18 protein-coding genes are annotated in these 15,649 nt (G+C 66.5%); 10 read left to right on the top strand and 8 right to left on the bottom strand.

Annotation, left to right across the window (positions count from 1 at the left end; translation table 11 throughout):
* Positions 1-14 precede the first annotated feature (14 nt).
* The gene (locus WEB52_12400; protein MEX2227237.1) at positions 15-1,565 is read right to left on the bottom strand and encodes an acyl-CoA carboxylase subunit beta; all 1,551 of its coding nucleotides are present in this window, start codon (positions 1,563-1,565) and stop codon (positions 15-17) included.
* A 65-nt stretch (positions 1,566-1,630) separates the two neighbouring features.
* On the bottom strand, positions 1,631-3,061 hold the full coding sequence (locus tag WEB52_12405; GenBank protein MEX2227238.1) for an amidase: 1,431 nt from the start codon (positions 3,059-3,061) through the stop codon (positions 1,631-1,633).
* Between the two features lie 96 nt (positions 3,062-3,157).
* On the opposite strand from WEB52_12405, the gene WEB52_12410 reads away from it, so the two are divergent.
* From WEB52_12410 to WEB52_12420, 3 genes are all read left to right on the top strand, one after another.
* Complete coding sequence (locus WEB52_12410; protein ID MEX2227239.1) at positions 3,158-4,171, top strand: GNAT family N-acetyltransferase; 1,014 nt, start codon at positions 3,158-3,160, stop codon at positions 4,169-4,171.
* The gene (locus WEB52_12415) at positions 4,156-4,767 is read left to right on the top strand and encodes a hypothetical protein (GenBank protein MEX2227240.1); all 612 of its coding nucleotides are present in this window, start codon (positions 4,156-4,158) and stop codon (positions 4,765-4,767) included. The genes WEB52_12410 and WEB52_12415 overlap by 16 nt, the downstream gene beginning before the upstream one ends.
* Positions 4,768-4,838: 71 nt before the next feature.
* Positions 4,839-5,048, top strand: a complete 210-nt coding sequence (locus WEB52_12420) for a hypothetical protein (GenBank protein ID MEX2227241.1) — start codon at positions 4,839-4,841, stop codon at positions 5,046-5,048.
* Here the strand turns inward: WEB52_12420 and WEB52_12425 are convergent.
* From WEB52_12425 to WEB52_12435, 3 genes are read right to left on the bottom strand one after another with little or no spacing between them, the layout of a single operon-like run.
* Positions 5,039-6,079: an aminotransferase class V-fold PLP-dependent enzyme gene (locus tag WEB52_12425; protein ID MEX2227242.1), complete on the bottom strand. Its 1,041-nt coding sequence runs from the start codon at positions 6,077-6,079 to the stop codon at positions 5,039-5,041. The two genes, WEB52_12420 and WEB52_12425, sit on opposite strands and share 10 nt — an antisense overlap.
* The gene (locus WEB52_12430; GenBank protein MEX2227243.1) at positions 6,025-6,267 is read right to left on the bottom strand and encodes a hypothetical protein; all 243 of its coding nucleotides are present in this window, start codon (positions 6,265-6,267) and stop codon (positions 6,025-6,027) included. Before WEB52_12430 ends, WEB52_12425 begins: the two co-directional genes overlap by 55 nt.
* A gap of 40 nt (positions 6,268-6,307) precedes the next feature.
* On the bottom strand, positions 6,308-7,480 hold the full coding sequence (locus WEB52_12435) for an SGNH/GDSL hydrolase family protein (GenBank protein ID MEX2227244.1): 1,173 nt from the start codon (positions 7,478-7,480) through the stop codon (positions 6,308-6,310).
* A gap of 155 nt (positions 7,481-7,635) precedes the next feature.
* Here WEB52_12435 and WEB52_12440 point away from each other — a divergent pair, with 155 nt between their 5' ends.
* The 3 genes from WEB52_12440 to WEB52_12450 all read left to right on the top strand — a co-directional run bounded on the left by WEB52_12440 (position 7,636) and on the right by WEB52_12450 (position 9,822).
* Positions 7,636-8,469, top strand: coding sequence for a sulfite exporter TauE/SafE family protein (locus WEB52_12440; GenBank protein ID MEX2227245.1), 834 nt, complete (start codon positions 7,636-7,638; stop codon positions 8,467-8,469).
* Positions 8,470-8,483: 14 nt separating this feature from the next.
* Positions 8,484-9,125, top strand: coding sequence for a hypothetical protein (locus WEB52_12445; GenBank protein ID MEX2227246.1), 642 nt, complete (start codon positions 8,484-8,486; stop codon positions 9,123-9,125).
* Between the two features lie 67 nt (positions 9,126-9,192).
* Entirely contained in the window at positions 9,193-9,822 is a 630-nt protein-coding gene (locus tag WEB52_12450) for a universal stress protein (GenBank protein MEX2227247.1), read from the top strand.
* Positions 9,823-9,824: 2 nt separating this feature from the next.
* On the opposite strand, the gene WEB52_12455 is transcribed toward WEB52_12450, so the two are convergent.
* Entirely contained in the window at positions 9,825-10,832 is a 1,008-nt protein-coding gene (locus WEB52_12455; GenBank protein ID MEX2227248.1) for a GDP-mannose 4,6-dehydratase, read from the bottom strand.
* Positions 10,833-10,973: 141 nt separating this feature from the next.
* A complete protein-coding gene (locus tag WEB52_12460; protein ID MEX2227249.1) occupies positions 10,974-11,396 on the bottom strand; it encodes a PPOX class F420-dependent oxidoreductase in 423 nt (140 codons plus the stop codon).
* A 95-nt stretch (positions 11,397-11,491) separates the two neighbouring features.
* Here WEB52_12460 and WEB52_12465 point away from each other — a divergent pair, with 95 nt between their 5' ends.
* The 4 genes from WEB52_12465 (at position 11,492) to WEB52_12480 (ending at position 14,602) form a co-directional block, all read left to right on the top strand.
* A complete protein-coding gene (locus WEB52_12465; GenBank protein MEX2227250.1) occupies positions 11,492-12,313 on the top strand; it encodes an HAD family hydrolase in 822 nt (273 codons plus the stop codon).
* 69 nt (positions 12,314-12,382) lie between these two features.
* Entirely contained in the window at positions 12,383-13,258 is an 876-nt protein-coding gene (locus WEB52_12470; GenBank protein MEX2227251.1) for an alpha/beta fold hydrolase, read from the top strand.
* Between the two features lie 80 nt (positions 13,259-13,338).
* Complete coding sequence (recO, locus tag WEB52_12475; protein MEX2227252.1) at positions 13,339-14,148, top strand: DNA repair protein RecO; 810 nt, start codon at positions 13,339-13,341, stop codon at positions 14,146-14,148.
* 43 nt (positions 14,149-14,191) lie between these two features.
* On the top strand, positions 14,192-14,602 hold the full coding sequence (locus WEB52_12480; GenBank protein MEX2227253.1) for a zinc ribbon domain-containing protein: 411 nt from the start codon (positions 14,192-14,194) through the stop codon (positions 14,600-14,602).
* Positions 14,603-14,660: 58 nt separating this feature from the next.
* On the opposite strand, the gene WEB52_12485 is transcribed toward WEB52_12480, so the two are convergent.
* The gene (locus WEB52_12485; protein ID MEX2227254.1) at positions 14,661-15,614 is read right to left on the bottom strand and encodes a hypothetical protein; all 954 of its coding nucleotides are present in this window, start codon (positions 15,612-15,614) and stop codon (positions 14,661-14,663) included.
* Positions 15,615-15,649 lie beyond the last annotated feature (35 nt).

The following is a 15,649-nucleotide window of genomic DNA, read 5'->3' on the forward strand; positions in this document are numbered from 1 at the left end:
GCGGACTGAAAGACTTACAGCGGCAGGTTGCTGTGCTTCTTCGGCGGCGCCGTGTCCGTCTTGGAGCGCAACATCTCGAACGCGCGAATCACTTTGCCGCGCGTGTCGCGCGGGTCGATGACATCGTCGACGTAGCCGCGCGCGGCCGCGACATAGGGGTTAGCGAAGCGGTCGGCGTAGTCGGCGACGAGTTTCGCGCGCTCGGCGATCGCGTCGTCCGATTCCTGCAGCCGGGTGCGATACAGGATGTTCACTGCCGGTTCCGGCCCGACGACGGCGATCTCGCCCTGCGGCCACGAAAAGTTCATGTCGGCGCGCAGGTGCTTCGAGCCCATGGCGTCGTAGGCGCCGCCGTACGCCTTACGCAGAATGACGGTGACCTTGGGCACCGTCGCTTCGGCGTACGCGAACACGAGCTTGGCGCCATGGATGATAATGCCTCCGTACTCCTGTGCCGTCCCCGGCAAGAAGCCCGGCACATCGACCAGCGTCAGGATCGGAATGTTGAAGGCGTCGCAGAATCGCACGAAACGCGCAGCCTTGCGCGACGAGTCGATGTCCAGCACGCCGGCGAGATACAACGGCTGGTTCGCCACGATACCCACCGTGCGGCCGCCCATGCGCGCCAGCCCGACGACGATGTTCTGCGCGAACTGCGCGTGAACTTCCATGAAGTCGCCGAGGTCGACGATGCCATGGATGACTTCGCGGACGTCGTAGCTCTTCGTCGCGTCGTCCGGGACGATGGTCACCATGTCTTCGTTGCGGCGGTGTACATCGTCGCCGGTCTCGACGAGCGGCGGATCTTCCATGTTGTTGAGCGGCAGAAACGCAAACAGCCGCCGTACTTCCAGCAGCGTGTCTTCTTCGTTATCGATCGCGAAGTGCGCGACGCCGCTCCGCGTCGCGTGCGCCGTCGCGCCGCCCAGGTCCTCGTGCGTCACGTCCTCGCCGGTAACGGACTTGATCACGTCCGGGCCGGTGATGAACATCTGCGACGTGCCCTGCGTCATGAAGATGAAGTCGGTCAGCGCCGGCGAGTACACGGCGCCGCCCGCGCACGGGCCCATGATGACGGAGATCTGCGGAATGACGCCTGATGCCAGCGTGTTCCGCAGGAAGATATCGCCGTAACCGCCAAGGCTCGCGACGCCCTCCTGGATGCGCGCGCCTCCCGAGTCGTTGATGCCAATGACGGGCGCGCCGACCTTGAGCGCCAGATCCATGACCTTGGACATCTTCTCGCCCATGGCTTCCGAGAGCGAGCCGCCGAAGACCGTGAAGTCCTGCGAAAACACGAAGGTCGCGCGGCCATCGATCTTGCCATAGCCCGTTACGACGGCGTCGCCGAGGTAGTGCTGTTCGTCCAGCCCGAACTCCGTCGCGCGGTGCACGACGAGCTGGTCCAGCTCCTCGAACGTGCCCGGGTCGAGCAGGATGTCGATGCGTTCGCGAGCCGTGAGCTTGCCCCGCTGGTGCTGCGCTTCGATGCGCTTCAGGCCGCCTCCGAGGCGCGCCTGGTCCTTCATCTGAAGGAGCTTCTGGAGCCGTTCTTCGCTGGACATCGCGCCGATCGTAGCAGAGCGCCCTTTGTGGCGGTATGGCGCGTTTGTACCTTGCGCGGTCGACGCTAGGGCGCTTGGGCGGCCATAACAGCATCGAGGGCGGGGCGCCTGTCCGCCCACGGCTGCATCTGCTCGAAGGCGCGCGCGGCGCGCAGCACCGTCGCATCGGCGTATGCCCGCCCGACGATCTGCAGCCCGACCGGCAACCCCTTCGCGTCGAAACCGCACGGCACCGACGCCGCCGGCTGACCCGTGAGGTTGAACGGCACCGTGAACGGCGACCACCCAAACGGCGGAAACGCATCTTCCCCGACGTGCGTCGGCGGTTCGCCGATCGGGAACGCCGTCACGGCGAGCGCGGGCGTCAGCAGCAGGTCGTATGTCTCATGGAATCTTCGTATCGACTGCCAGACGGCCATGCGCCGGTTATTCGCTCGCACGTAGTCCGCGCCGGTTGTCTTGCTGCCTTGCTCGAGGAACGCGCGCGCGGGAGGACCGATCTGCGCGCGCTGTTCGTCCGTTAGTTCACTCAGCCAGACTGCGTCCGACGTCGCCGCGAGCACCATGAACGTCTGGTCCGCCGAGGGGTTCGCGAAGCCCGGCGTCGCCTCGTCGACGGTGCAGCCCAACTCCTCGAATCGTCGCGCCGCCGTTTCGCAGATCGCGCGCACCTCCGGATCGACGAGCGCGTAACCGAGGTCGGCCGACCAGCCGACGCGCAGGCCGCGTACGCCGCCTTCAATATCGGAACGGAACGAAGCGCCCGGATCGTCAATCGAAAACGGATCGGATGGCTCGAAGCCCGCGATCACGTCGAGCATGAGCGCGGCATCCCCGACTGTGCGCGCCATCGGACCGCGGTGCGTCATCGTCGACCAGCCGCCGGGGCTGCGCGGCACGCGCCCGTACGTCGGTTTGAGGCCGAAGATGCCGCACAACGACGCCGGAATGCGGATCGACCCGCCGCCGTCGCTGCCCAGCGCCAACGGCCCCATGCCGGCAGCCACCTGCGACGCTGCGCCGCCGCTCGACCCACCCGGCGTGCGGGTGATGTCCCACGGGTTATGCGTCGCGCCGAACAGCAGATTTTCCGTCGTCGGGAGGAAGCCGAACTCCGGCGTGTTCGTCTTGCCGAGGTGAATCGCGCCGGCGTCGAGCAGCCGCCTCGCGCAATGCTCGTATCCCGTCGCGATGTTGTCGCGATACACGACCGAGCCCTTGCTAGTCGGCAACCCCTTCACGTCGAACAGGTCCTTGATCGAGAGCGGCACGCCGTGCAGCGGGCCGAGTACGTCGCCGCGCATGACGGCATTTTCGGCGGCCCGCGCCTGGCTTATCGCCATCTCTCGCGTCACCAACACGTATGCGTTCAGCACAGGGTTCACCGCATCGATGCGATCGAGCAGCGCGCCGGTGACTTCGACCGGCGACAGCTTCTTCGCCCGCACGGCGGCGGCGATCTCGGTGGCAGGCATCCAGGCGAATTCGTCGTTCATGACGCTCCTCGGAAGTGCGACGACCAGTCCGGCATGCAACATCGCCCCGCTGCGGCCACTGTGTCAACTCCCGCATGCCTGCTACCATGCCGCACCATGAAGATCAGCGTTGGGCCGTTCGAGCGGTCGCGCCACCTCGATGACGCGGCGTGGCTCCTCTCAGAGCGCCAGCGGCGTGACCGCCAGCACGATGACCGGCTGCCCGTGATCTTCGAGGCGCCCGATCCGTGCCGTCCGCTCATCGAGCAGGCGCTGTCGGCGCCGGGGGCGTACGGCGTCTTCGCGACGGCGGACGGTAAGCCCGCAGGCTTCGGCATCATGTCGGTGCAACTCTTCGCGCCGACGCACTTTCTGTCTGGATTCTTCCCTCCACGCGGCGCATCGTTCTCCCACTCCGCGCACGCAGCCGCCGAAGGCATCGAGTACGACGTGTACCGCGAGATGTACGCGGCGCTCGGGGAGCACTACGTCGCACAGGGCTACTTCGACCACACGGTGAACCTCTCGGCGAGCGACCGCGCGGCGCAGGATGCGTTCACGTCGCTCGGCTTCGGACGCACGATGGCCTGCGCGATCCGCGGCGTCGACCCGGTCGAGCGAGCGGCCGCGAACGTCGAACTGCACCAGGCGAGCGCCGAGGACGAAGCGGTGATCTTCGACCTCAATACGGAGCTTATGCTGCACCACGCGCGCTCGCCGATCTTCCAGCCGATGGTCCGCGAAACCGACGAGAGCAGCCACGAGATGCAGCGCGGGCTGCTCGCCGACCCCGATGCGAACGCTCACTGGGTCGCGTACGAGGACGGGCGGCCGGTGGGGATGAACACCTTCATGGCGCCGACATTCCTCTCGCCCATGACCCTGCCTGACAAGACGATCTACCTGTTCCAGGGCATCGTCGCGCCCGATGCGCGCGCCGGCGGCGTCGGATCGGCGATCCTGTCGAAGGGCGTCGAGTGGGCGCGCGGCAAGGGTTACGAGCACGTCGCGCTCCACTTCGCCGCACCGAACGTGCCCGGCGCGAAGTTCTGGCAGAGCAGCCGCTTCGTACCCGTCGAATACGGCATGCGCCGCCACATCGACGAGCGCATCGCGTGGGCGAACCGATGAGCGGCGAATACGCGTTGCAGGCGCTCGTCGATGATGTGATCACCGTCGTGCGCGCGGTGGACGGCGTCGATGCGCGGTGCGAGCGGATCACGCCGTTCCTGCGACGCTGGATGGAAGGCGGTGACACGCTGCCCGAACAGTACACGCAGCCCTGCGACGGCCGCGCGTGCGGGCACCTCTTGTACACGGACCCGCAGGGCGAGTTCTTCGTCATCTCGGTGGTGTTCCCGTCGGGGACGAGCAGCGGCGTGCACTATCACGGCGCCTGGGGCGTCATCGGCATTTTGCAGGGCACCGACGAAGAGACGAAATACGCGCGCGACGAGTCGACCGCCGGCGAAATCGGGGCGGGCCAATCGTGCGAATTGCAGCAGACCGACAAGATCTACTCGCCGCCCGGCACGATCACGTATCTCCGGCCGCCCGAAGAGGGCTTCCACCGCGTCAAAGCCGCGGGCGACGACGCCGGCGTGTCGCTGCACATCCTCGGGGGGACGCCGAAGACGCATCCTCACTTCCTTTGCGATGGCGACAGCCGCAAACTCGTTGACTTCCCGATGGACGCCATCATCACCCACGATCCGCTCATCCGTTAGAAGCGAGATGCGGGACGCGGGAGCACAGGCTCGTCGACGTTAGGTTACGCTCTAACGAAACGGAGGCGCCCGTGACGACCGACATCGCGACGCTCTTACGCAACGAACCGGATGCGATCGAGCCCGGCGTCATCGCCACGGGGAGCGGCTTCCGGGCTGTTGTCCGCCACCAGGGCGAGATTGTCTGGCAGTGCCCCCACGTCCACTTCACCGACCACTCGGCCAAAGCCTGCAACGCGCTCGCGGCGCTGCTCCGCGGCGCGTGGACGCCTCAGTCGTAGGATTCGGAGAGCATGCGCTTGTACTCGGCTTCGTCCAGCGTGCCCGGCGGCAGCCCGTGCCGTGCGATCTGCTCGACGGCGGCCAGCGTCCGCGCGACGTCGCGCTCGTCGTTGAAGATGTGAAAGCAGGCGCGCACGCGCCGGTCATTGCACACGCGTCCGACGATCCTGTCGATGCACCAGAGCGCCGACACGACCTCACTGGGGTTGTAGTCGCGCACGGTGAACGTCACGATGCCGCTGCGCACCGATCGGTCGAGCGGCGTCGTGATGCGCACGCCGTCAATGCTGGCGATGCCGTCGATGAATGACGTCCCCAGTGACAGGCAACGTGCTTCGATCGCTTCCATGCCGATCTCGCGGATTAACTGGAGTGACACTTCGAGGCCCGCGAGGACGGAGCCGCTGTGCGTCGTCAACTCGAACTTGTGGATCGTCGCGTTCGCGTACTCGAAGTTCCCCTGGTAGTCGTAGTGCACGTTCGCACCGTGGACGACGGCCAGCGGCTGCAAACGCTCGATGAGGTCGCGTCGCACGTAGAGGAATGCCGCGCCTGACGGGCCCAACAACCACTTCTGGTCGGGCAGCGCAAGGAAATCGCAGTCCATATCGTGGACGTCGAAGTCGGTCTGGCCGGCTGACTGCGCCGCATCGACCACCACCAGGGCGCCGCGCGCGTGCGCCATGGCGCCGATCTCCTTCATCGGCAGCCGCGTGCCGCGATTGAACGAGACGTGGCTCAATATGAGCAATTTCGTGCCAGGCGTCATCGCTCGTTCGAGCGCATCGAGCATCGCCGGTGCGTCTTCGTCGGAGCGAAAGCGGACGATCGACAGGTCGACGCCATCGCGCAGGCGCGCCATGTACGACGGCACCATGACGGCGTTGTGCTCCAGGTTGCAGGTGATGACATGGTCACCCGCCCCCTGTCCCAGTCCCCGCAGGACGACGTTCATGCCCTCGGTCGTGGTGTAGATCAACGCCAGTTCGTCGGCGTCGGCGCCGATAAGCGATCCGACGGCGTGACGCACGCGACCGATGAGCTGCGCCTTTTCGTAGCGCCGTCGACCGTCTGCGGCCCGTCGTACGCTTCGCGCTCCGCGCGCTCGTGCATCGCAGCGATCGTCTCGCGCGTCGATGGCCCCGCCCAGCCGGTGTTGAGATAGACGTTGCGCTCCGTGATCGGAAAGCCCGCGCGGATCGATGGCCAGTCGGTCATGCGGGGCAGGTTAGTGCTTCATGGTCGCTGACGGAACGCCTCAAGGCCGCCGGTACTGCGCGGGCAGCGACTCGTAGACCCGCCGGTACTCCGCGGCGATGGCCGCATGGCCGGCGGCGTTCGCGTCGAGACCGTTGACGTCGATCCAGTCGCAGTGCCCCTTGAACAGCGACCGGGCGTCTACCAGGAACGCACCGTGGCCCGTCGCGACGTCCGCGATGACGGCGTTCCACGCATCGACGGCGCTGCCGCTGCTTGGATTCGTACACTCCTCGGCGTCGTAATACAGCAGCACGAGCAGCGGCACGTCCGCCGGCTTCGCGGCGGTGATCCGTGCGTAGATGATCTGAAGTTGCTCGCGCAGGTGCGTCAGTCCTGCGGCGAATGCATCGACGCAGGGCGGCGCGGCGCAATTGCGCCCGATGTCGACGAGGTTGTTGCCGCCGATGCTCATCGTCAGCACGAGAAGTGGGATCTCGTTGCGCGGATAGGCCGCCATCAGCTCGAGCGCGCCATCGAGCTGCGATTGCTGGCCGTTGCGGCCATTGATGAACGTGTCCGTCGTCTCGTAGCCCGAACCGGGCGACTGCCAGATCACCGGCCGTCCCCGGCTCTGCTCCAGGTAATCGCGGAACAACGACGGCGACGACGAGCCGAGCGCGCCGCAGCATCCCCACTGGATCCCGTCGCCGATGGACAGGTAGATCACCTGCCCGGAAGCGCGCGCCGTCGCGGTCGCGACGGCCGACGTTCCCGTGGCGAGGGGTATGGGCTGGGGTGTGCTCGTCGGAATGGGCGTTTCGGTCGCCGGCGCCGACGTCGCGGTGATCGCGAGCACCGGCGTGGGCGGCGTTGATGTGACTGTTGGCACGCTGCGGACGTCGCGATCGGCGCAGGGCGTCGATGTCGGTGCTGCAGTGCTCGCGCTTGCCTCCGCCGTCATCGTCGATGCGGCCGCGGACGTCGCGTTGTCCGCGTCAACGACGCTGAGCGCCGTCGGCGTGCCGTTCGGGAAGTGCGGAGTCGGCGTGCCGGCGCCGGGTGGAATCGGTCCTTCGTCGTCGAACCGGACAACGTCATCGCAGCCGAATGCCGAGACGATGCGGTCGCCGGCAGCCTGTGCCGTCGCATCAGCCTCCGTCCGGTACGGGCCGCATGCGACGGCGAGCAGCAGCGGCGCGACGAGCCAGCCGAGCCCGGCCCTCTTCACCATGCGCCGATCATACGCCATCTGGAGCAGGGCACGGCATGCACGGCATCTCCTATCGGGTGGCTGAGGCTTCCCCACCTTGACGGGTGCCCATACGATTCGGTGCATGGACGTTACACACGGGACGTTTGGCGACCGACGCAGGACGATCGGCCCACATGTCCTGGCTTGAACTGCTGCTCATACCCCTGGGCTTCGGCGTCGGGGCGTACGGGACGATCGTCGGCGCCGGTGGCGGCTTCGTGCTGGTACCAGTGCTGCTCCTCGTCTACCCGGATGAGGATCCGGCAGCGATCACCTCCGTCTCGTTGGCGGTGGTGTTCTTCAACGCGCTCTCGGGGTCGGCCGCCTACGCTCGGCTGCGTCGCATCGACTATCGGACCGGGCTGGTGTTCGCGGCTGCGGCGCTGCCGGGCGCCGTCGGCGGCGCCTTCTTCGTGCACGAAGTTCCGCGCGAGGCCTTCGACGTCCTCTTCGGCGCCCTGCTGCTCGCCGTCGCCCTCTATACGATGTGGGCCGTCGGACGCCCGATCGTGATGCGGCCGCCACTGCGTGGACGCTTCGTCAGCACGCGGATACTCCAGGGCGCGCACGAGGGCGAGGTCTTCCGCTACTCATACAACGTCCTGCACGGCGTGCTCTTCAGCGCGGCGATCGGGTTCGTGTCGAGCCTGTTCGGGATCGGCGGCGGCGTCATCCAGGTGCCCGTGATGACGACGGTCCTGCGATTCCCGGTGCACGTCGCAACCGCCACCTCGCAATTCGTCCTGATGTTCATGTCCGGCGAGGGCAGCGCGGTACACCTGATCAACGGCGACCTCGTCGGAGATAACCTGGTCCGCGCGCTCCTGATTTCGGCGGGAGCGATCCCCGGCGCCCAGGTCGGCGCGCGTCTGGCGCAGCGCTTCGGCGGTCCGGCGATCGCGCGGCTGCTCGCCGTGGCGCTGATCGCCGTCGGCGCCAGGCTGCTGTACACGGGCATCCCGGGCTGATCGAGGAGGCGCGGATGAGCGATCTTTACGAGTACCGTATCGCAAGGATCAGGCGCGGCGCCCGGCGCGAACTGCAACAGGAGTTGACGGACCAGATCGCGCCGCGGACGGCCGCCGCCGGCGGTTCGATGTATGCGCTCTTCGCCGGCATGATCGGCTTCGCCACCGACGATGCTGTGCTGATGCGCACATGGCCCGATGACGAGACGCTCGCCGCGTCGGCTGATAAGACCCTCTCATCAAGCGTCATCATCGAGTCGAGCGCGGAGCGGTTGATCCCGTCCATGCGGCCGATCGACGCAACACCGCCGCGATTGCCCGGCGTCTATGCGCACCGCTGGTTCTGGTTGCAGCCGCAGGATTGGCTCGAGTTCCAGAGACTGTCCGAAGATGGCGTGTGGCCGTACTTCGAGTCGGACGGGTGCCGCATCATCGGACTCTGGCGCAGCGCCGAGCCGGGTCCGCTGGCGAAGGCGCTCTTGATCACGCGCTACCCCTCGGTCGCACACTGGGAGCGCACGCGGCTGCAGTCGCCGGATGTGCCCGACGGGGCAGATGAGCACCTATATCACGCCGCCCGGGACGCCGGCCGCCGACGTGCCGAACTGACCGAACGCTCGATCGCCCGCCTTGCGCGGCTGCTGTCGCCGATTTGAAATAGGTCGACACGCGTTCGTCTGCACGCAGCCGTGCCGGTACGATGCCGCTAGCGAAGGAGGCCCCATGGACATCGCCGTCGTTTTGCTCGGCTGGCTCGCCATCGTCGTCATCTCGATGGTGATCGTCGGTTACCTGGCGACTCGCTGGGGCCGCGATGCGTTTGGGTGGCTCGTGCTGGCCGCGGCACTCGGGCCGTTCGCGATCATCGCCCTGATCGGCACACGCCAGCGAGATCTTGAGCGCCCAGAGGCGTTCGAGCATCGCGGCGATCGGCTGAGCCGCGAAGCCCAGAACGTGATCCTCGTCGCATGCGATGGCTCCGAGCCGAGCGAGCGCGCGGCTCGCTACGCGCGCGACGCATACCAGGACGCCGACGAGGTTGTGCTCGTCACCGTGTTCCCGCGCGAAGCACGCCCGCGCGACGACGACGCCCCGGCCGTCCGCGAGCACGAGCAGCGCGTCGCAACCTGCACCACTGCCTCGATGGACATCCTGCGATCAGCGAAGCTCAATGCGCGGACAATCGTCGGTTACGGGACGCCGGGCGAGGAGATCGTACGCGCCGCGGATGAAGAGAAGGCGGATGCGATCGTCGTCGGCAAGCGGGGTGCAGGACTGACGAAGGCGCTGATCGGATCGGTGTCGGGGTACGTGCTGAAGCACTCCAACCGCCCCGTCGTCGTCGTCGACTAGGGTCAGGCGTTCGCCGCCTGCAGCTTCGCTTCGGCGGCCAGGTCGGACTCGACCATCATCTCAATTAGCTGGCGAAACGACACTTCCGGCTTCCAACGGAGTTTCTTGCGCGCTTTCGATGCGTCCGCGATCAGCAGGTCGACCTCCGCGGGACGCATGAACTGCGGGTCGCTGCGCACGTAGTCTTCCCAGTTCAGCCCGACGCATTCGAACGCAATCTGCGCCCATTCCTTGCCCTGGTGCGTTTCGCCCGTGCCGATCACGAAATCGTCCGCTTCCGGCTGCTGCATCATCTTGTGCATCGCGCGCACGTAGTCGCCCGCGTAACCCCAGTCGCGGCGCGTGTCCAGGTTCCCCATCAGCAGTTCCTTCTGCATGCCGAGCTTGATCCGTGCCGCGCCGAGGGTGATCTTCCGCGTCACGAACTCCGGCCCACGCTTCGGCGATTCGTGGTTGAAGAGAATACCGCTGCACGCGTAGAGTCCGTAGCTCTCGCGATAGTTCACCGTGATGTAGTGCGCGTACGCCTTCGCAACGCCATACGGGCTGCGTGGATGGAACGCCGTGCTCTCGTTTTGCGGCGTCTCACGCACCTTGCCGAACATCTCGCTGCTGGACGCCTGGTAGAACTTCATCCCGGCGCCGGACTTTGACCGCGACGGTGAAGCCCCCGTCGTCAGGCGGATCGCCTCGAGCATGCGCAACGCGCCCAGGCCCGTGATCTCGCCCGTCAACTCCGGCTGGTTCCAGGACAGCATCACGAAGCTGATCGCCGCAAGGTTGTACACCTCGTCGGGCTGCACCTTCTGCACGGCGTTCATGAGCGATGCCTGGTCCAGCAGATCGCCCTCGATGATGCGGATCGCGGGGAGCGTGCGCTCGATCTGGCTGAGCTTTGGGTTCGCCTGCCCCCGAATGAGGCCGTAGACCTCGTATCCCTGCTTCAGCAGGTGCTCCGAGAGGTAGTAGCCGTCCTGCCCTGTGATTCCCGTAACGAGCGCTCGCGGCATGCGTCCTTGCCCCCTTCCAGGCTGCGGCAAGGATAGCGAATCGCCCCCAGTCGCAGGGAATCGCGACCGCCCTGCGGCCATACGACCCGACGCACCGTTGCGTCGCGTCCGCACGCGCCGGCCATGGCCGCGCAGAACCGGTTACGCCGCCTGCGTCTCGGAGCCTGTCGCCGTGCCGGAAACCGAAAGCGGCTCGACCTTCATGATGATCCGCTGGTCGCCCGGTTGGTTGTACGGATAGGTGTCCTGGCCCAGGTACTTGTTCGCGAGCCGATCGATGTGCTCCGGCGCGCCCTCCGTCGTCATATCAACGACCCTGCCGCGGATCTCGACGTACTGGTACGGGTTCTCCATGTCCGCGATCGAGACGGACACCCGCGCATCTCGCCTGAGGTTCTGTACCTTCACGCGCTTGACTTCGCTGTTGAGTACGATGTGCGACCCGTCGTACTCGACCCACATCGGGGACACCTGCGGCTGCCCGTCGGGCATGAGCGTGCCGACGAACGCGAAATTCTTGCCCTTGATCAGCTTGATCGTCTGGTCGGACAGTTTGACTGCCATAACACCTGCTCTTCCATAACTGTGACCCCCCGAGCGTAGCGGAAATACGGATCACAACGTAACTGCCAACGCGGATAGTCGTCTATCATCCTGCCATGGATGCTCCGGTCCGCGCCTTCGTGTTCGACGTCGGCAACACGCTCTGGTTCGAGGCGAAGGCGCCCGACATGGATCGCGTTGCCGAACTCGAGGCCGCCCAGGTCGCACCGCTCCTCGATCGGTGGGGTGTGAAGCTCGATGAGCCGCTCGCCCCGATCATTACCGCGATCTGGGACGCATACATGGCGGCGTGGCAGATCGAGATGGACCGCGGCCGCTTCCGCGAGCCGAGTTTGCCCTTCCTGATCCGGGGCGCGATGGCCACGCGCGACATCGAACTCACAGATGAGCAGGCTCACGAATGGTGGCGCGCCGCCTGGATCTCATCGAAAGAGTTCGGCCTGCAGCTCTACCCCGATACGCTCGACGTGCTGCGCGCGCTGAAGGCAGCCGGCATGACGATCGGCGTGAACACGAACCGGCCGTGTACCGGCGCGATGTTCCTCGAAGATGGTGCTGCGGTGTTCGGCTTTCGCGAGTACATCGACGATGCGGTGTGTTCGTGCGATACGGGTTACCTGAAGCCGCACCCTTCGACGTTCAAACTGATCCTAGATCGGCTCGGGATGCGGCCCGATGAGGTCGTGATGGTCGGTAACACGCTGCACGCCGACATCGAGCCGGCGAAGGCGCTCGGGATGCACACCGTCTGGAAGCTCAACGGCCGTTACGACCTGCCGCCGTCGCCGGCCGCGGACTACGCCATCCACGACCTGAATGAGATACTCTCGCTGCCACTGTTGGGTGAGTTCGCGCATGCCGTCGCCTCCGCCGAGAGCCCGAACCCGCACGACGACGACAACGAAGACCGCTACTAGTGCCGACGCCAGGCGCGGTTGAAATTACCGAGACGGGGGCGCGTAGACCGAGAGCATGAGGAGTCCAACATGATCGAGACGAACGCGATCACCACCAAGAACATCGACGCGAACGGCATGACGTTCCGCAGCCGCGTGGCGGGCGACGCGGGCGAGCCCGTGATGCTGCTCCACGGCTTCCCCGAGACATCGCACATGTGGATCGATCTCATGCCGCGGCTCGTCGCAGCGGGTTACCGCTGCGTGGCGCCGGATCAGCGCGGCTACAGCCCCGATGCTCGCCCCGCCGGGCTCGACGCATACCGCTACGAAGCGCTCGTATCCGACGTCTTCGCGCTCGCCGACGCGTCCGGCTTCGATCGCTTTCACCTGGTCGGCCACGATTGGGGCGCGCTCGTGGGGTGGGCCGTGCTCGGCAGCCAGGGCGCCGAACGCATCGCCTCGTACACGTCGCTATCCATCCCGCACGCGCTTGCGTTCGCGCGAGCGACGTACGAAGACGAGGGCGGCGGCCTCTATCGCACGATTCTCCAGTTGCTGCTCACTTCTGGCGGCCCGGAGACAGCGTTCCTCGCCAACGACGCCGCAGCGCTTCGCGGCGCCTACACGCACAGCACGCCGGAACAGATCGAGGACTACGTCGCCGTGCTCTCGCAGCCCGGCGCCATGACCGGCGCGGCGAACTGGTATCGCGCGTCGCGCGCGCACAAGCGCTCGCTCGAGGAGCCGGATGTCCCGTTTGGCGACGTGACGACCCCCGCGCTGCTCATCTGGGGCAAGAACGACCCCTATGTGCGGCGCATGTCCGTCGAGTTGGCGCCACCGCACATGAAGGGCGAGTACCGCCTCGTCGAAGCAGACACCGGCCACTGGATTGCGCAGGAGGCGCCGGATCTCGTTGCGGCTGAAGTGCTCGCCCACCTGCGCGCGCATTCCATCGTGTAGCCGGCATGCAGGCCGCGCCGACCCCCCGGCTCAGCCGCCACCTGGCGACCGACGACCGCCCCGTACGGTACGATCGATCCATGCCGCAACCGCCGCGCGTCTACAAGACACCCGCGATCGTGCTGCGCCAGCGCAGGCTGGGCGACGCCGACAAGATCCTCACGCTCTACACCGCCAGCCTCGGCAAGATCGATGCCGTCGCGAAGGGCGTTCGCAAGGCCAAGAGCCGCCTTGCCGGGCACGTCGAGCCGCTCACGCAGGCGACGTTCATGCTGGCGAAGGGCAAGTCGCTCGACATCGTGACGCAGGTCGAGACGATCGAAGCTTTTCAGCCCCTGCGCGACGACCTCGATCGACTCAGCCGCGCGTTTTATGCCAGCGAATTACTCGACAAGTTCACGGAGCCGCACGCCGAAAACTTCGGCCTGTACCGCCTCCTGCTCGACACGCTGCGCCGCCTCGCGTCCGAGCCAGACGTCGATACGCCGCTGCGCTTCTACGAGATGTCGCTGCTCTTCGACGCCGGCTACACGCCGGAGCTCGAGGAGTGCGTCGTCTGCCGCGAGCGCCTGCAGCCCGTGACCAACTACTGGACCGCGGGCGGCGGCGGCGTCGTCTGCCAGAATTGCCGCAGCGACGAGGCAGCGGTCCGTCCCATATCAGCCAACGCCGTGAAGCTGCTACGGCTGCTCCTGCATGGCCGCTACCAGGACGTCACGCGCGTCACGATCCAGGGCGAACTGGCGTCCGAACTGGAGCGGGCGCTCGGCGAATACGTCCGCTGGGTGCTGGAGCGTGACATCCGCTCCGCCGCGTTCATCGATACGGTGCGCAGGCGGCGTGCCCCGCGCGTGCCCGTTGCCGGCCGGGTCGAGGACGAAGCCACGTAGGTCGCTACACTGGGCCGGGTTCATTGCATCGGGAGGGTGGCGCATGCCCGTGTACGAGTATCTCTGCAAACATTGCGACGGCATCTTCGAGGCCATCCGCCCGATGAGCCAGGCGTCCGACGCGGCTCCGTGCCCGGTCTGCAATCGTAAAGCCCGGCGCGTGCCACCGACATCGTTCTCCGCCCGCACGATGCGTGAAGGCTATCCGCGCGCGATTCCCGACCGTGGCACCTACTACCACCTCGGCAAGGAAGTGAAGTCGCGCATCACCGGCTCGACGCGCATGAACGAGCACCCCGAACTCGCGAAGCCGCGGCCGAAGCCCACAAAGTCGAAGGGCGAACGCGAGATCGTCCGTGAGAAGAAGTTTGCCGAAGCGAAGGAAGAAGCCCGCAAGCGGCGCGATGGCGTGCCGCGCGTCATCGACCGGACGAAGCGCCGCAGCGACGACTAGCCTTTGCGCGCACGCCCCCATCGCTGCGATCGCGTGTGAACGTTACGCGCGATGCCGGTCAGTCGATTCCGCAGTGCTCCGGCTCGAGGTCGGGACGCAGCGCGCTGAAAATCGGAAAGCGCAGGTATCCGTCGCCGGACCATTCGCTGAACCGCACGTGGCAGACCACCTTCGGTTCGGTCCAGTAGACCAGCCTCGCGATCGGCGGCGGGTCGTCGAACGTCGGCGTATCACGGACGAGCGGCTCAAGCATCGCCACTAACTGCTTCGCTTCGGCGTCGTTCAAGCCGCCGGCCACGGCGCCGACGTATTCGAAGCGACTGTCCGTGTAGCCGCCGAGCAGTAACTGGCTGAACGGGTCGCCTTTACGGCGCGTTCCCCCGAACGTGTACCCGCCCACGACGAAATCGCCGCTCCGCAGCGCCCGCACCTCGAGCCAGTCGCCTGACCGCGTACCGGGCGTGTACTCGCTGATCTTCCGCTTCGCGACGATGCCCTCGAGCCGTCGTTGCAGCACCGCGTCGAAGAACGCGATGCCCTCGTCGTCGACGAAGTCCACCGCCGCGAACTCCGCGCTGGGCCGGATCACGTCATGGAGCCGGTTCTTGCGTTGCCAGAGCGTCTTGCCGACGAGCGAGCGCCCATCGAGCCACAGCAGGTCGAATGCCTGGTAGCAAAGTTGGCCCTCGACCTTACGCGGTTTGGTGAACTCGATCGGCGGCCCTTCTGCCGGCATCGACATAGCGTGCAGGCGGGGCCGCAGCGCGTCGAACGCCGGGTGGCCCTGCGCGTCCACGACGATGATCTCGCCGTCGAGGATCGCCTCGTAGGCGTTGAGCATGCCCGGAATGTGCGACAGCTCAGGGAAGTAGGGCGTCAGGTCGCGACCATTTCGCCCCGCGAGCCGCACGACGCCGTCGTGTACGTACGCCATGGCGCGCAGGCCGCCCCACATCAGTTCGAAGATATGGTCGCGCGAATCAAACGGCTCCGGCGCGTCCTGTGCGAGCATCGGCGCGATGCTCGAAGGCATGCGGGAGGACGCAG

This window comes from Dehalococcoidia bacterium (genome assembly GCA_040902535.1).
Taxonomy (GTDB): domain Bacteria; phylum Chloroflexota; class Dehalococcoidia; order DSTF01; family JACRBR01; genus JBBDXD01.

Excerpts from the sequence above, each read along its gene's own strand:
- WEB52_12400 (MEX2227237.1), bottom strand. The coding sequence starts at position 1,565 with ATGTCCAGCGAAGAACGGCTCCAGAAGCTCCTTCAGATGAAGGACCAG.
- WEB52_12405 (MEX2227238.1), bottom strand. The coding sequence starts at position 3,061 with ATGAACGACGAATTCGCCTGGATGCCTGCCACCGAGATCGCCGCCGCC.
- WEB52_12410 (MEX2227239.1), top strand. The coding sequence starts at position 3,158 with ATGAAGATCAGCGTTGGGCCGTTCGAGCGGTCGCGCCACCTCGATGAC.
- WEB52_12430 (MEX2227243.1), bottom strand. The coding sequence starts at position 6,267 with ATGACCGACTGGCCATCGATCCGCGCGGGCTTTCCGATCACGGAGCGC.
- WEB52_12435 (MEX2227244.1), bottom strand. The coding sequence starts at position 7,480 with ATGGTGAAGAGGGCCGGGCTCGGCTGGCTCGTCGCGCCGCTGCTGCTC.
- WEB52_12440 (MEX2227245.1), top strand. The coding sequence starts at position 7,636 with ATGTCCTGGCTTGAACTGCTGCTCATACCCCTGGGCTTCGGCGTCGGG.
- WEB52_12445 (MEX2227246.1), top strand. The coding sequence starts at position 8,484 with ATGAGCGATCTTTACGAGTACCGTATCGCAAGGATCAGGCGCGGCGCC.
- WEB52_12450 (MEX2227247.1), top strand. The coding sequence starts at position 9,193 with ATGGACATCGCCGTCGTTTTGCTCGGCTGGCTCGCCATCGTCGTCATC.
- WEB52_12455 (MEX2227248.1), bottom strand. The coding sequence starts at position 10,832 with ATGCCGCGAGCGCTCGTTACGGGAATCACAGGGCAGGACGGCTACTAC.
- WEB52_12460 (MEX2227249.1), bottom strand. The coding sequence starts at position 11,396 with ATGGCAGTCAAACTGTCCGACCAGACGATCAAGCTGATCAAGGGCAAG.
- WEB52_12465 (MEX2227250.1), top strand. The coding sequence starts at position 11,492 with ATGGATGCTCCGGTCCGCGCCTTCGTGTTCGACGTCGGCAACACGCTC.
- WEB52_12470 (MEX2227251.1), top strand. The coding sequence starts at position 12,383 with ATGATCGAGACGAACGCGATCACCACCAAGAACATCGACGCGAACGGC.
- recO (MEX2227252.1), top strand. The coding sequence starts at position 13,339 with ATGCCGCAACCGCCGCGCGTCTACAAGACACCCGCGATCGTGCTGCGC.
- WEB52_12480 (MEX2227253.1), top strand. The coding sequence starts at position 14,192 with ATGCCCGTGTACGAGTATCTCTGCAAACATTGCGACGGCATCTTCGAG.
- WEB52_12485 (MEX2227254.1), bottom strand. The coding sequence starts at position 15,614 with ATGCTCGCACAGGACGCGCCGGAGCCGTTTGATTCGCGCGACCATATC.